Origin of the sequence: Pedobacter sp. MC2016-14 (assembly GCF_020991475.1) — a bacterium.
Taxonomy (GTDB): Bacteria; Bacteroidota; Bacteroidia; order Sphingobacteriales; family Sphingobacteriaceae; genus Pedobacter.
In genome coordinates this window covers 268,459-284,128 of record NZ_JAJMPA010000003.1, presented here as the reverse complement: position 1 = coordinate 284,128, position 15,670 = coordinate 268,459, and the positions used below count along the sequence as shown (strand labels likewise).

The window sequence follows — 15,670 nt, the reverse complement described above, 5'->3', positions numbered from 1 at the left end:
GTTTAGTTAGGATATCCAAAATTCTGGTCCAATGCTTTGTCTACTCCGATCTCAAACGCCGGTACAGGCAATAACTGCTTGTAAGATTCCCATGTGCCTCCTTTTTTGGGGGTTGCGATCTTCATAACATCATCTATACGTCTGGTACGTTTCAGGTCCATCCAACGGTGTCCTTGTTCGCAAAACAATTCCACCCGGCGCTCTTTCATCACGGCGTCAAGCAGGTCAACCTGGGTATTGGCCGGAGTGCCTCCTAAACCCGCACGACCGCGAATGACATCGATGTCTGATTTTGCGCCATCTAATTTATTCTGGTATGCCCTGGCCTCTGCGCGGATGAGGTACTGCTCTCCAATCCTTAACAAATTCAGATATTCTGGTCTTGCAGCGGCCAGTGATGCGGTGTTGGCTTTGTATTTATAGGGGAAAAGGTAAGTGACACCGGATATGGTTGCACTGCCTACCCAATTGGCCCTCCTAAGATCATTGGCTTCAAATGCTGCTTCTAAATCTGGACTAAGGGAGGCCGGGTTTGTAGTGGTGCCGATAGAGGTAGTAAGTACAAAGGTGCGCGCGTCAAATATGGCATAGTTATTTGCAGCAACAGGCTGCAACTGGAAGATCGCTTCTTTGGTATTTTTTAGAAATACTGAAGCCGGGGCAACGGGCATAAACAGGCCGGTGTTGCCGATGACGATGGAAGAAGCCGACTCCGCTTCTGCCCACTTTTCGTTGTACAGGTAAACGCGGGCAAGTAGTGCTGTTGCCGCCCAATAGGTAGGCCGCACGCGCTCCGCATTTGATGCCGAATAAGGCGTTAAAGCATCTCCATTCAGGTATTCCCTACTTAATTTGACCTGCGCATCCTGCAAATCTGCAATCATTTGGGCATAGACCTCACTCACCTCTGCCCGCTTCGCGTTGGTGTATAAGCGGTAATCGGGACTAATAACCAGGGGGACTTTTCCGTAGGTGTTTACCAGGTAATGGTAACACAAGGCCCGCATAAACTTGGCTTCGCCGATGAGCTGTTGTTTTAAGGCTTGATTTAAAGTGTTACTGCCCTCCATACCTTCAATCGCGGCATTACAATTATAGATTAAGGTGTAAGTAGTACTCCAATAAAATTCTGTATTGCTATTGGCTTTATTTTGATATAACTGCGTATAATTTGAGGTAGCACTTGTGTTGTAACTTTTAAGCTCATCTGCCGAAAATGCAAGATAACTTGTGGCATAGGACGTAATTACATTGTTGGTTTCCGAAATCCGGGTGTAAAGGCCATTTAGTACCGCTGTTGCGGTGGCATTCGTGGCATACACGGTGGAATAATTGAGCCTGTCATTTGGTGGGTCTAGCTCAACAAATTTTCTGCAGCCGGTAAATGCTGCCGCCACTAAGATACATATGGTGATGGTATGAAATATTTTCATGGTATAAATGATTAAAGGTTAACTTGTAATCCAATTACAAATACTTTGAGCGGTGGCAATGTGGCAAACGACTGGGTTTCTGGGTCACGCCCTTTGTATGGCGTGATGGTGAAAAGGTTCTGCCCTGTGAGCGTAATACTGCTGCGCTTTAGTTTCAGTTTTTCATTGAACCTTGCCGGCAATTGGTAGGAAAGCGAAACATTTTTTGCGCGTATAAAAGACGCATCAACAAAGCTACCGGTGCTTGTTGCCCAGCTGTCATAGGCTTGAGCGCCTGCAACGGATTGCGTATAGCGCTGGTATTTTGCCTGATCTCCCTCTTTTTGCCAGCGATCTAAAAAGGCCGTAGACACGTTGCTGCTTACAAATGAAGGCGAATAGATTTCGTTACTAAAGTAGCCTGGTGCAAATAGCGATAAGCTTTCTCTGCCGGTTTGCTTAACAAATTGCAGAAAAATATCCAACTGCAAGTTTTTGTACGAAACGGTATTGTTTAATCCACCAAAGAATTTTGGCAGCGTGTTTACCCAGGTTGTTTGGTATACAGGGTGCCCTAGGTACAAATTGTTGCCTGCATCAGAGCCGACAGTTCCATCTTTTTTCAGTGTGGTATACAGACCAGTTTTTGGATCAATCCCAGTATAAATCCCGACAAGCGTTCTACCTGAAACAGGTTGGCCGATCTCCAGCAAACCGGAATAGCTGGAGGTTTCCAGGTTCTCGAACTTAAGTAACTTATTGCGGTTAATAGAAATATTAAATGATGTACTCCATTTGAAGTCTTTTTTGGTAAGGGGGTTGGCGTTTAAAGTAAACTCCCATCCCGAGTTTTCTACCGTTGCCGGGAAATTGTAGTTGGGTATGCTCGAGAAACCGGTATGTGCTGGAATCCTGTAACTCAATAACTGGTTTGAACTACGGTTTTGGTAATAGGCCGCGGAAGCTACGATGCGGTCGTTAAACACACCGAGATCGGCAGCAAGTTCAAACTTATTGTTTTTCTCCCAGGCTACATTGGGGTTTGCCAATGTGGTGGGCGCAAAACCTGTGGCCCCTTGATAGGTATTGCCTCTCCTTTGATATAGGTCGTAATACGCATAGTTACTGATGCCATCATTGCCGCTGGTCCCATAGCTAGCACGTAGTTTTCCAAGGCTCAGGAAGCTAAGGTTGTCTTTGATAAAACTTTCAGACGAAAATATCCATGCCGCGGCAGCGGAATAGAAATTACCAAACTGCCTGCCCGGGCCAAATTTTGAACTTCCATCTCTCCTTCCCGTTAGGTTTACAATATATTTATCGGCCAGATTAGCGTTTAAGCGCCCGTACACCGCATTGTAGTTATACAGATAAGAACCGCTGTCCCCAAAAATTGTGGTACCTGCATTTACGATATTGCCGATGACGGCATCACTTACAAAATTATATCCTGCGATGTATTGGCCCTGGTTATCTGATTTCTGAAAACTACTGCCCAATAAAGCGTTAAGTTTAACCGCTTTGATTTGTGTTTGGTAGCTTAACTGGGGCTCAGCAATCCAGGTTTTCTGCTCATTTAAAGTATTGACATGATTTATAGCAGGACTCATTGACAAATACAATGGAGAATAGGACGCATTTGGCTGCAGGATTTTAATATTCGAATTTATTTTTGTGATGCCCAGATTGGCCGAAAACACCAGTCCTTTCATGATCTGGTAAGTAGGCCTTAAGCTTAGTACAAGATTGTCTGTTTTGTTATCATAAGATCTAAAGGTATACGCATAAGGATTGTTGGCATTGTCTGAATTTACACCGCCCCAATATAAAGTGCCATCGGCGTTAAAAGAACCTGGTGCATTAGGTGCCCTCAAGGTGTAGGAGGTGATATCCGTTTGCGCGTTCTGATTGAAATCCCGAAGGTAATTTCCGGTAAAATCAATCTTCAGCTTTTTATTACGGGAATAGGCTGTGGTGTTAAAACTGAGCCCGGCCCTGGTGTCATTGAATTCTCCAGGAAATAAGTTCCCCTGGCGGTTATAGGTACCCCTTAAATCATACTGTGCCAATTCGCTTCCGCCAGAGAGCGACAAGTTCAAATTGGTGTAGGCAGCGAAATTGCCGATGAGTTCCTTTTGCCAGTTGGTTTCTGCATTTTGGTCCCACAAACCGTTCACATCGTAATTTGCATCATTGGGCGAAGTTTTAATACTAGGAACAGGCAGTCCATCGTTTACAAACGCCTCACGTCGCATTTCAAGATATTGTTGTGTGTTCATTACCTTTAAATCTGCCGGGGCCTGCATAAAGCCCTGGCTGGCGTTGACATTTAAGTCCATCTCGCCCTGACGGCCTTTTTTAGTGGTGATGAGGATGACACCATTTCCACCACGGGACCCGTAAATGGCTGTCGCATCTGCGTCTTTTAAGATGTCAATGCTTGCGATGTCATTTGGATTGATATAATTTAAGGGGTTACCTTGTTCGCTCTGTACGTCGAGGCCGTTGCCACCATTATTGCCCAGGATATCTCCAAGTAGCGAGGCTTGGAACGGAATGCCATCAATGATGTATAAGGGATAATTGTTTACAGCGGGGTTTAATGAAGTCCGTCCCCTGATCAAAATACTTACCGAACCATTGACCACACCAGATGATTGTTTAATTTGAAGTCCGGCAGCCCGTCCTTGCAAAGCCAGCAGCGGATTGGTTACAGGTTGTTTTTCGATATCTTTGGAGGTGACGGTGACGGTATTCCCTGTGGATAGTTTTTGTGTCTCGGTGTAATAGCCTTTGTTGACAATGACCTCGTTTAGCTCCCCAATGGCCAGCTCCATACGTATGCTGATTTCTGCCGCTGCTGCAATTTCCTTTTGCTGATAACCGATATAGCTAATCAGCAATACCGCCTTTTCGCTGACGTTGCTTAGATAAAAAGAGCCGTTCTGGTCTGTATTTACCGACTTGTTTGTCCCTTTAATCAACACTGTAGCGCCCACTAAAGGCTTTTCATTCTCGTCCACAACCTTACCCCTGACTTCGATAGATTGCAACCTGGCGGCAAGGTTCTCTACAAAACTTGGCGCTTTGAGCTTTAACATCACCACATTCTTTTCAATGGAATAGGTAATCGGCTGATCTTTAAAAATCTGCTGCAATACTTTATCCAACTCCTTGTTTTTTACATTAATGGAGACAGATTTGGATTTATCCAGGACTTCGCCGGTGGCGATGAAATCATAGCCACTTTGGTTCCTTAATTCGTTGATGATAGATTCAAGCGAAGCGTTTGATTTTGCTAAACTTATCTTTTGTGCCAAGCCAGAAGCGCTGACTTGCATCATGGTAGCTATTAAAATAACGGTGGTTAATCGCATTATCAGCCAAATTTTGTGGATATAGCCTTTCGGCACATCCCGTTTCATAGTCTGTTTGTTACACATTTCATTTAGTTTGCGACAAAATCTTAGCGGGCAAATGAAAGCCCGTAACATTGCTTTAATCGGCAATATTGTCTAAGTTTGTTTTGTCTGGTTCATTGCAGAATGCCTTATGCCTCGAAAACTTGGGGCACCTGCGGTTTATTTGATAATTGATTATTGAAGCCAGCTGCACCATGTCCCGACCTCAATCGGGATTTGGTGTTTTATAATCCGGCTTCTGTTTAGTTTCAGCCTTAGCTTTTCTGTCGTAATGTTTTTTTCATCTTTGTTTTTATGGTTAATAAATTGTTTAGTTAAAATCATCTATAAAGTTGTTTTTTAGAAATTAACGCAATACAAATATTCGTTGTCCTTCGATTCTAAACTGGACGTTTCCGGTTTTTTTCAGTGTATTAAGCACTTCAGAAACATTTTCAAAACGAGGTACCGAGCCCCAAAATGTATCTGTGGGTGCAGGTCCTTCATAAACAATCTCTACGTTGTACCATCTTGAAATCATCCGCATGATTTCCTGGATGTTCAGTCGGTCGAAAATGAATTTGTTGTTCTTCCAGGCGGTTACCAAGCTTGTATTGACTTCATTAATTTTGATGTTGTTGTTCATTGAAACCGCTTGCTGTCCTGGTTCCAGAATCGCAGATCCGTTAGGGGAAGCATTTTTGCGGTCGGTTAACGTTAGTTTAACACTTCCTTCCAGTAACGTGGTCCGTATAGCGTTTTCATCCGGATAAGCATTTACATTGAAATGCGTGCCTAAAACCTCTACCTGCTCTCCGTTACTCTCCACAATAAAAGGATGTTTTTTGTCCTTCGAAATTTCAAAGTAGGCTTCACCTTCAAGCTTTATCTTTCTAAAGCCCTGCGACATAAGCCCCGCAGTATAAGTTAAACTTGACGCTGCATTCATCCATACTTTGGATTTATCTGGTAAAACCAGGGTGTATGTTTCGCCTTTAGCGGTGGTTAAGGTATGGATGCTTTTGTCGTTCAACGCGGCTTCTTTAATCTCATATTCAATCTGTCCGCTGGCGGTTTTATTGATGCTGATCCCCGCTTCCTTTGCAAGCGTTCCATTCGCTGCATCGGCCAAATGGATCTTTTTACCGTTGGCTAAAGTGAGGGTAGCCCCTATTTTTCCCGGTGCGATATCATTGGTATATTTTTCAATACGCTGCAAATTGTCATGTGGGTTCTTTATTTCATAAAAGTACAGGCCGGCGCCAATCAGCAGGATGACCATGGCTGCTGCAACCATCCGGGGCCATAAGAAGATAGGTTCTGTTGTTGTTTGCCGCATCAAAACAGCTTCCATTTCCTGCATATCACTTAAGTAGCGCTCAGGATTGTTATAAGCCTTGGCAGTGTCTGCATAATGATTATACCATTTCTCCAGAAGTGCAAGTTCCTGATCCGTTATCGTACCATCCTGCCGTTTCATCAGCAGCTCTTTTAGCGTTTGCGGTTTCATTTTTAAGCCAGGTAATCGTAATGTTCTGTATTCAATTTTTAGTTAGGGAACTTTTTTCAACCTTATACCACATGGTTAATTTTCTCCTTATAAACGTTAGACGGCAAACTTGGGCTTAGGGGTACGTTGGAATTTAAAAAAAGCCCGATTTACTTGATTAAAGTAGATGTTTAGCTTTAAAAAGGCCCTTGGAACCGTTTACCAGATGAAAAAAGTGAAAAATAAATTCACTTTTATTTTCAATCGAAGGATTTTGATGGCCCGCTGGGCTTGTTTTTTTATAGTGTGTTCGGATAAATTAAGCTGTACTGCAATTTGTTTATAAGAGAGTTCACCATTTCTGCTCATTTCAAATATTTCCCGCATCTTTTCCGGGAGACGGGAGATTTCCGTCTCAATGATGCGTGTGAGTTCTTTCTCCCGTACCAGGTCATCTGTTGATGAAACCCCGTTTTCGAGAAATAAATCAAAAGACTCGGTATACCTGTTGATGACCTTTTGATGGGCGATGTAGTCTAATATTCTATTGCGAACAGATCCGTATAGGTAATTGTTTACAGCTACGGGGATGACCAATGTGTCGCGTTTTGACCAAATTGAGGCGAATAAATCCTGGACAATGTCTTTCGCCTGGTCGTTATCCCCAAGCATCCGCCTTGCATGAAAATACAAAGGGTCTTTATAACGCCTAAAGAGCTCTGAGAAAGCCGCATGATCTGCTGAACCAATCCTTATGACAAGGTCGGTATCTGAGAACCCCCGGTATAATTTTTTATCAATGCTCATTAATTGGTTGTAGGTTTAAAAACGTGTAATAACCCCTGCCTATTTACAAAAGTAATGATTTTATAGCTCGGTCGCGCCGTAATTATAACCAGAGCCATTACCCGGGCGGCATTGGTTGTTAGCATTTTTACTTTCTATCCATGTAAGATTATGGTTTTCTTGAAAATCCCCACGATTTTTTCGTTTGTTTTTACCTTTATTTGCCAATACAGAATTTCGAGAAGATATTTTCCAACAAGTCATCTGTAGTGACACTTCCGGTTATCAAGCCTAAATGATAGAGTGCCAACTTAATATCTGATGCTAAAAAATCTGAGGTAATTGGGTTTATTAGACCTTCTGAAACGCTACTTAATGCTTCTTGGGTTTTTCTTAATGCTTCTACATGCCTGATATTTGTTACCATAGTATGGCTATCGGAAAGCTGATCTCCTACCGCAGTTTCATATAAAAGTTCTTTCAATTCTTCTACTTTTTGGTGCTCTTTCGCAGATATCGCAATAAACTTAATATCAGCTGGTAAGGCCAGTTCTTTAATCCTGTCACTATACGTCAAATCGATCTTGTTAGCCACGGCTACAAAAGCCAAACCAGGACGATACAAGCTAACAATATCTTCCCTGATTTCTGACACCGATAAATTAACCACATCAAACAAGTAAACCAAAACGGCAGACTGGCTAATCTTTTGCATGGTTTTTTCTACACCAATGGCTTCTATCGTATCTGTAGCCTCACGGATCCCAGCGGTATCAATCAACCTAAAGTTGATGCCGTTGATGTTTAAAACCTCTTCTATAGTGTCTCTGGTTGTTCCGGCAATTTCACTTACAATAGCCCTGTCCTCATTCAGCAAAGCATTCAGCAAAGTTGACTTTCCTGCATTCGGGCGACCTGCGATTACGGTATTGATACCTTCTTTGATTACATTACCCAATTCAAATGAGCGAATCAATTTATGGAGTACTAAGGTTATTTTATTAATTAGCTCCTGCAACTGGTCACGGTTGGCAAACTCTACATCTTCTTCTGAAAAATCCAGTTCCAGTTCTATCATCGAAGCAAAATGGATCAGTTGCTCTCGAAGCACATTTAATTCTGTGCTAAAACCTCCCCGCAACTGGTTCATGGCTACACTATGCGCAGCAGCAGAATCTGAAGAGATTAAATCGGCTACGGCCTCTGCCTGCGAAAGATCCATTGCGCCATTTAAAAATGCACGAAGTGTAAATTCACCGGGCTTAGCAGCTGATGCGCCTTTTTTAATCAGCAGGTTGATGATTTGTTGTATGATATAATTAGAGCCATGGCAGGAAATCTCTACCACATTTTCTTTGGTATAAGATTTTGGCGCAATGAATAAAGCCACCACCACTTCATCAATCGTTACTTCGCCATCTTTAATCAGGCCAAAATGTAAAGTATGAGAATCTTGCTTAGTTAAATCTTTACCAGAAAATACGGAATTGACAATAGTTACAGCATGGATACCAGAAAGGCGGATTACGCCGATTGCACCAGCTCCGGGAGGTGTTGAAAGGGCAATTATAGTCTCATTTGTAATCATCATATTTGCGGCTTGCTTTTAAGATGCGCAAAATTAACCAAACATTCTTTACCTTATAGCGTTTAAGCATTGGAAAATCACACAAACTTTATGAAAGAACTCCCACTTACCGTTAAACGATCCCTTGAGCTTTTTGGTCTTGGGCTTGTTGGAACTATAATGGTTATAGGCAATGACATCATTATGCCTGTAATCATGGCATTTTTCATCAGCATTATGCTCATGCCTATCTACCGCTTTTTAAGGAAATACAAACTACCGGAAATTTTATCCATTATATTACCTATTCTATTGGTAGCCATCTTTGTGGGTTTAATTATCTGGTTTTTTTCTGCGCAGGTAAGTAGTTTGGTGAATGACTTTCCGCAGATCAAGAAAAATGTTTCTCTGCATTTAAAATCACTAAGTGAATGGTTTAGTGGCATCAGTCACGTTTCTACGACAGAACAAATTAACTTCATCAATAAGAAGAGTAACGACCTGCTGGGTATGGTTGGTGGAATGGCTGGCGGTGCAGCCGTTACCCTAAGTTCAATATTTGTATTTGTGGGTCTGCTGCCAATTTACATCTACCTGATGCTTTTTTACAAAGACATTTTACTACGCTTTATATTTATGTGGTTTAAACCAGATGACCATCCCAAGGTTAAAGAAGCGATTTATGAAACAGAAGCCATTATTAAAAACTATTTGGTTGGTTTGCTGATCCAGGTGACTTATATGACGGTTTTGCTGGGTGGAATATTGCTTTTACTGGGTGTAAAGCATGCGCTGCTGATTGGGGTTATCTTTGCCATTCTAAACCTTATACCATATGTAGGTGCATTGATTGGCAATATCATAGGGGTATTGCTAACCCTTACGGCTTCGGCCACCTTAACGCCGGTAATTACAGTATTGGCCGTAATTGCGGTAGTCCAGTTTTTAGACAACAACATCCTGATGCCAAGAATTGTAGGTTCAAAGGTAAAGATCAATGCTTTGATGGCAATTTTGGGCGTTATTGTTGGTGGAAGTATTGCGGGGGTTTCAGGTATGTTTCTCTCCATGCCAATTATAGCGGTGTTAAAGATTATTTTTGACCGTACAGATATGTTTAAGCAATGGGGTGTACTGCTTGGTGATGAAAGGCCAGGGAAAAGCCCGATGAAGTTTCCGGTATTTAGACGTAAAGCACCGGTGAATACCAGACCGGGGGTTGAACAAACCAAAGCAAAAGATAAAGAGTAATCATAAAAAAACCGGCGGTGGCCGGTTTTTTTATGATTTAAAATTACATTCTTTCCGGTACGTCTATCCCCAGGATGCTCATGCCCGATTTGAGGATATTGGCCGTAACCCAACTTAAATTTAAACGATGTTGCTTAATTTCTTCGTCCTCCTCCTTAACAATCGGAGGAATTTCATGATAAAACTTATTGAACAATTTAGCTACCTCATAAATGTAATTTGCCAGGCTTGCAGGGCTAAAAGATCTGGCGGCTATAGCAATTTCTTCCGGGTATTTAGCCAACAGGATAATCATATCCAATTCTGTTTCAGAAAGACTGATGCCGTGATTTGCCTTTTGGTTTTCTTTATATTCTGCCTTTCCTAACAATGATTTTATCCTGGCATGCGTATATTGAATAAATGGTCCGGTATTGCCTTGAAAATCGATAGACTCTGCCGGATCAAACAACAGGCGTTTTTTAGGCTCCACTTTTAGAAGGAAGTATTTTAAGGCGCCCATTCCTATGTTGTAATAAAGACGCTCTTTTTCATCTTCGTCAAAATTATCTACCTTACCCAGTGCTTCCGTTTTTTCTTTTGCCGTAGCTACCATTTCAGCTATCAGGTCGTCAGCATCTACAACAGTACCTTCCCTTGATTTCATTTTACCACTTGGCAAATCTACCATGCCATAAGATAGGTGGTATAAGCCTTTAGCCCAGCTTTTACCTAACTTATCTAAAATCAAAAACAATACTTTAAAATGATAATCCTGCTCATTGCCAACAACATAAATGGATTCATCCATATTAAAATCGTCGTATTTCATTTGGGCGGTGCCTAAATCCTGGGTAATGTAAACAGAGGTTCCATCTGCCCTCAAAACCAGCTTTTGGTCTAATCCGTCTGCAGTGAGGTCAATCCATACAGAACCATCAGGTTTCTTAAAGAAAACTCCTTTTTCAAGACCTTCATCTACCGTACCTTTTCCCAACAGATAGGTATTGCTTTCGTAGTAGTATTTATCAAAATCTACCCCAAGGTTTTTATAGGTTACCGCAAAACCCTCGTAAACCCATCCGTTCATGGTTTTCCAAAGATCGATCACATCGGTATCTCCAGATTCCCATGCCAATAACATTGCCTGAGCGGATTTTATTAATGGGGCATTCTTTTTGGCTTCTTCTTCAGTCTGCCCTTCTGCCTTTAAGGCATCAATTTCTTTTTTATATTCTTTATCAAAGATGACATAGTATTTTCCTACCAGGTGGTCTCCCTTAAGACCAGAACTGTGTGGGGTTTCGTTATTGCCCCATTTTTGCCAGGCCAGCATAGACTTACAGATATGAATACCTCTATCGTTAACCAGGTTTACTTTATAAACTTCTGAACCACTGGCTTTTAAAAGTTCTGAGACAGCATAACCTAATAAATTGTTACGTACATGCCCCAGGTGTAAAGGCTTATTGGTATTGGGCGATGAATACTCTACCATCACTTTTTTTCCGTTGGATGGAAAAGTACCGAAATTTGCTTTTAACACCTCAGTGTTAAAAAGATCTACCCAGTAAGAGCTGGCTATACTTAAGTTTAAAAAGCCTTTAACTACATTAAATCCCGTTACTTCTTCAACATTATCTTTAAGGTACTCCCCGAGATCGTTTGCCGTAGCTTCTGGTGTTTTTTTAGAGTAACGGACAATGGGAAAAACGACTATGGTTACCTGACCCTCAAACTCTTTACGGGTATCTTGTATGTTGATTACATCCTCAGCAATTTCTTGATTGTACAACTGTTGAATTGCTTTCTGTGTGGCGGTAATGATAAAATTCATGGTCAAAAATAACCAATAGGAAGCGAATTTTATAATCTAAAATAATTGGATAGATTTGCGCAACGACAAGACATTTATGAGCAGCCAACAAGAAAAATTTACATTAAATGTAAGCACAGAAATAGGAAGATTACGTAAATTACTGATTCATAGTCCCGATAGCGGATTGGGTAAAGTGGTTCCTTCCAAAGCTCAGGACTGGCTTTTTGAAGATATCGTGCATCTGGATACCATCCGCAAAGATGAGTACGATTATTACGTAAAACTACTGATGTATTTTCTTGACCCGGATAAAATCAAAGGTAAACTGAGTACAATTGATGCCGAGGAGACTGAGCGAGCATTTTTCAAACCTGATCATGCTGATTTTCATCATTCTGAGACCGTCATTGAAGTTCAGAACCTGCTTTCTGACATCTTAAAAGACGATGCGATCCGTAAAAAGCTGGCTGCTTCGGTATGTGCAATTGAAGGCTGTACTTATAAATTACAAATGCAACTGGTAGATACAGACCCGATTGAACTGGCTAAAATATTTATTTCAGGAAGCTTAGCCAATGATGTGATGATCTTTGCCCCTATTCCAAATCTTATATTTACCAGAGATGTGGGCATCACCATCAACAAACATATTTTAATGAATAAACCTGCTAAAAAAGCACGCAGCAGGGAAACTTTATTGATGCGTTACATTTTCTTTAACCATCCTATTTTTGCAGAATACACAGATAAAATTCTGGAGATTCCTGATGCCGCGCAACATTTTCTCCGTCCGGGTGAAGAGGAAGAACACCGAACTACGCTAGAGGGCGGTGATGTGATGATGGTGAGTCCGAATCATGTTTTAATTGGATGTAGCGAACGTACATCTGCATATGGCGCCAACGAAGCTATTAAATTGTTATTTGAAAACAAAGTTGTAGAAAAGGTTACTGTGGTAAGGATCCCGAACAAAAGGGATTTTATGCACATAGACACCGTATTTACACAAGTTAAAAGGAATGTTTGGGTATTACTAAGCTCTATTTCCAGTACCCCTACCACCCATCCAGATGAGCCCATTAGTTTTTTAGTGGAGCCTGACCATAAGGAAATTACGGAGATCCTGCAATTTAACAGACATAGCCCAAAACCTAAAACCTTTGAAAGCATTGAGGCTTTGCTGAATGACATTAGCATTAATGATCTTGGAAGTACAGTACCTACAGAGTTTATTTATAGTGGTAACGCTGCGTTTCCTTATGATGCCAGGGAGCAATGGACAGATTCTTGCAATTTACTTGCGCTTAAAGAAGGGGTTGTTTTAGGCTACGACAGAAATGACAAAACCGTTGAAGCATTTGTAGCACATGGATTTAAAGCCATTAAGGTAAAGCAATTGATTGAAGAATTGGAAAATGGAACATTAAATCCCGACACCATGAGCGATACGCTGATACTGATGCCCTCGGCAGAATTATCAAGAGCCCGCGGTGGCTTTCACTGTATGAGTTTACCTTTATTTAGAGACGAAATTTAGCCATGTCTGCCCAAACCACCAACCATATCTTAATGATCAGGCCTGTTGATTTTAAATTCAACGAACAAACGGCTGTAAACAATAAATTCCAGGAAGCCTCTGAGACAGCAAATGTTCAGGAGCAGGCATTAAAAGAATTTGACGGATTTGTAGCGTTGCTTCGTACAAATGAGATTGATGTTACCGTAATTGACGATACCCTGCAACCTGAAACTCCTGATTCCATTTTTCCCAACAACTGGGTTTCCTTTCATGATAACGGCGAGGTATTCTTGTACCCTATGTTCTCGGAAAACAGGCGGAAAGAACGTAGACAGGATATTTTAGAGATTTTAAATAAGGATTTCACCATCAATAAAATCACTGATTTATCAGTTTACGAAGCTCAGGATATTTTTCTGGAAGGTACCGGAAGCATGGTACTGGATCGCGACAATAAGATTAGTTACGCTTGTTTATCTTTAAGAACAGATGTAGGCATACTTAAGGACTGGTGCGCGAAGACAGGATATACATTACTTAGCTTTAAGGCTGATGATGTTGACGGCTTTCCAATTTACCATACCAATGTGATGATGTGCATTGCCGACCGCTTTGCGGTCATTTGCCTGGAGTCGATTCAAAATATCCATGAAAGAGAAATGGTGATGCAATATCTCATCAAAAGTGGCAAAGAAATTATAGAGATTAGTCTGGACCAGATGAATCATTTTGCAGGTAATATGCTGCAGGTAAAAAACAAAAAGGGAGCACCACTGTTGGTCATGTCTGAGCAGGCATTTTTATCTCTTTCTAAAACTCAGGTTTATTTGCTTGAAAAATACAACAAATTAATCTACGCAGCCCTCTATACTATAGAGAAAAATGGCGGTGGAAGCGCACGTTGCATGCTGGCAGAGAACCATTTACCCTTAAGGGTAAAAAGCGCTGTTGCAGAAGGGTAAAAATAAATTAATTAAAGGCTTATTCTCAATTTAAAATTACATTTTTGCAAAAAATATTTAAATCATAAATGCAGAGTTATTCAGAATTTCTTGATCTAAGCGTTGGCTTCCCACAGGAAGGTTATGACGTGATTGATGATGAATTATATTTTCAGGATTTAAACCTGATGGAAATGATCGAAACTTACGGTACTCCCCTACGTTTCACCTACCTTCCAATGATCAGCAAAAAGATTCAGCAAGCCAAAATTCTTTTTCAAACGGCGATATTAAAGAACAATTACCGCGGCAATTACAAATATTGCTACTGTACAAAAAGTTCACATTTCCGCCATATTGTAGAAGAAGCACTTCGGAATGATATCCACCTGGAGACTTCTTCGGCATTTGACATGCCGATGATTGAGGCTTTAGAGAAAAAAGGTGCGCTTAGTAAAGACATTACCGTAATTTGCAATGGCTTTAAAACCTACCAGTATAAGCAATACATCATTGACATGTTGCACGATGGGTATAAAAACATTATCCCTGTATTAGACAACAAAGAAGAATTTAACCTTTTTGATGACGAGGTTGAGATGGATACGCCTTGTAATTTGGGTATCCGTATCGCTGCTGAAGAGCAACCAGATTCGCAGTTCTATACCTCTCGTTTAGGAGTTCGCATGGAAGATGTAATTGAGTTCTATAATAATAAGATTTCAGCTAATCCTAATTTCAGGGTTAAGTTATTGCATTTCTTTATCAACTCTGGTATTACAGATTCTCCTTATTATTGGAATGAGCTAGAAAAATACGTAACCCTATATTGTAAGTTCAAAAAGATTAATCCAGAGCTGGACACCCTGGACATTGGTGGTGGTATGCCATTTAAGGATTCATTGGTTTTTGATTTCGATTACGAATATATGGTAAACGAGATTGTTAAAAGGATCAAAGAAATTTGTGCTGAGCATGATGTAATGGAACCAGATATCATCACCGAATTTGGAAAATACACGGTAGCTGAGGCATCTGGTATTTTATATAAGGTATTAGGACGTAAACAACAGAATGACAGAGAGAAATGGCTGATGCTTGATGGATCGTTCATTACCAACTTGCCAGATGTTTGGGCCTTAAACCAAAAATACATCCTCCTGCCTATTAACAACTGGGATGCAGAATATGAGCGCGTAAACTTAGGTGGCATTACCTGCGATGGCCAGGATTATTACAACCAGGAGGCACATATGAATAGTGTATTTATGCCTAAGACCCGTAAAGTACAGTATTTAGGCTTCTTTAATACTGGAGCTTACCAGGAAGTATTGAGTGGATATGGTGGTATACACCATTGCTTATTACCGAGTCCAAAACACGTAATCATCCGCCGCAACCGCGACGAAACTTTTAACTTTGAAGTTTTTGGTGAAGAACAAAATAGTAAACAAGTGTTGAAAATACTAGGTTATACCTAGTGTTTTCAACACTTGTTTTCAAAGC

Annotated in this window: 10 protein-coding genes; 4 read left to right on the top strand and 6 right to left on the bottom strand. The window is 41.0% G+C overall.

Annotated elements, in window-relative coordinates:
- Nucleotides 1-2: 2 nt before the first annotated feature.
- From LPB86_RS16565 to mnmE, 5 genes are all read right to left on the bottom strand, one after another.
- Entirely contained in the window at nucleotides 3-1,433 is a 1,431-nt protein-coding gene (locus tag LPB86_RS16565; RefSeq protein ID WP_230645980.1) for a RagB/SusD family nutrient uptake outer membrane protein, read from the bottom strand.
- Between the two features lie 11 nt (nucleotides 1,434-1,444).
- Nucleotides 1,445-4,789 carry a SusC/RagA family TonB-linked outer membrane protein gene (locus tag LPB86_RS16560; RefSeq protein ID WP_230645978.1) on the bottom strand — a complete coding sequence of 1,115 codons (3,345 nt, stop codon included), beginning with the start codon at nucleotides 4,787-4,789 and terminating at the stop codon, nucleotides 1,445-1,447.
- A 391-nt stretch (nucleotides 4,790-5,180) separates the two neighbouring features.
- Complete coding sequence (locus LPB86_RS16555; protein ID WP_230645976.1) at nucleotides 5,181-6,323, bottom strand: FecR family protein; 1,143 nt, start codon at nucleotides 6,321-6,323, stop codon at nucleotides 5,181-5,183.
- A gap of 198 nt (nucleotides 6,324-6,521) precedes the next feature.
- A complete protein-coding gene (locus tag LPB86_RS16550) occupies nucleotides 6,522-7,109 on the bottom strand; it encodes an RNA polymerase sigma factor (protein WP_230645974.1) in 588 nt (195 codons plus the stop codon).
- 196 nt (nucleotides 7,110-7,305) lie between these two features.
- On the bottom strand, nucleotides 7,306-8,676 hold the full coding sequence (gene mnmE, locus LPB86_RS16545; protein WP_230692905.1) for a tRNA uridine-5-carboxymethylaminomethyl(34) synthesis GTPase MnmE: 1,371 nt from the start codon (nucleotides 8,674-8,676) through the stop codon (nucleotides 7,306-7,308).
- Nucleotides 8,677-8,766: 90 nt separating this feature from the next.
- On the opposite strand from mnmE, the gene LPB86_RS16540 reads away from it, so the two are divergent.
- Entirely contained in the window at nucleotides 8,767-9,906 is a 1,140-nt protein-coding gene (locus LPB86_RS16540) for an AI-2E family transporter (protein ID WP_230645972.1), read from the top strand.
- Nucleotides 9,907-9,949: 43 nt separating this feature from the next.
- On the opposite strand, the gene argS is transcribed toward LPB86_RS16540, so the two are convergent.
- Entirely contained in the window at nucleotides 9,950-11,722 is a 1,773-nt protein-coding gene (gene argS, locus LPB86_RS16535) for an arginine--tRNA ligase (protein ID WP_230645970.1), read from the bottom strand.
- A gap of 76 nt (nucleotides 11,723-11,798) precedes the next feature.
- Here argS and LPB86_RS16530 point away from each other — a divergent pair, with 76 nt between their 5' ends.
- The 3 genes from LPB86_RS16530 to LPB86_RS16520 all read left to right on the top strand — a co-directional run bounded on the left by LPB86_RS16530 (nucleotide 11,799) and on the right by LPB86_RS16520 (nucleotide 15,645).
- Nucleotides 11,799-13,241 carry an arginine deiminase family protein gene (locus LPB86_RS16530; RefSeq protein ID WP_230645968.1) on the top strand — a complete coding sequence of 481 codons (1,443 nt, stop codon included), beginning with the start codon at nucleotides 11,799-11,801 and terminating at the stop codon, nucleotides 13,239-13,241.
- A gap of 2 nt (nucleotides 13,242-13,243) precedes the next feature.
- Nucleotides 13,244-14,185 (top strand): citrulline utilization hydrolase CtlX, encoded by a 942-nt coding sequence (gene ctlX, locus LPB86_RS16525; RefSeq protein ID WP_230645966.1) that lies wholly within the window; start codon nucleotides 13,244-13,246, stop codon nucleotides 14,183-14,185.
- Nucleotides 14,186-14,253: 68 nt separating this feature from the next.
- Nucleotides 14,254-15,645, top strand: coding sequence for an arginine decarboxylase (locus LPB86_RS16520; protein ID WP_230645964.1), 1,392 nt, complete (start codon nucleotides 14,254-14,256; stop codon nucleotides 15,643-15,645).
- Nucleotides 15,646-15,670 lie beyond the last annotated feature (25 nt).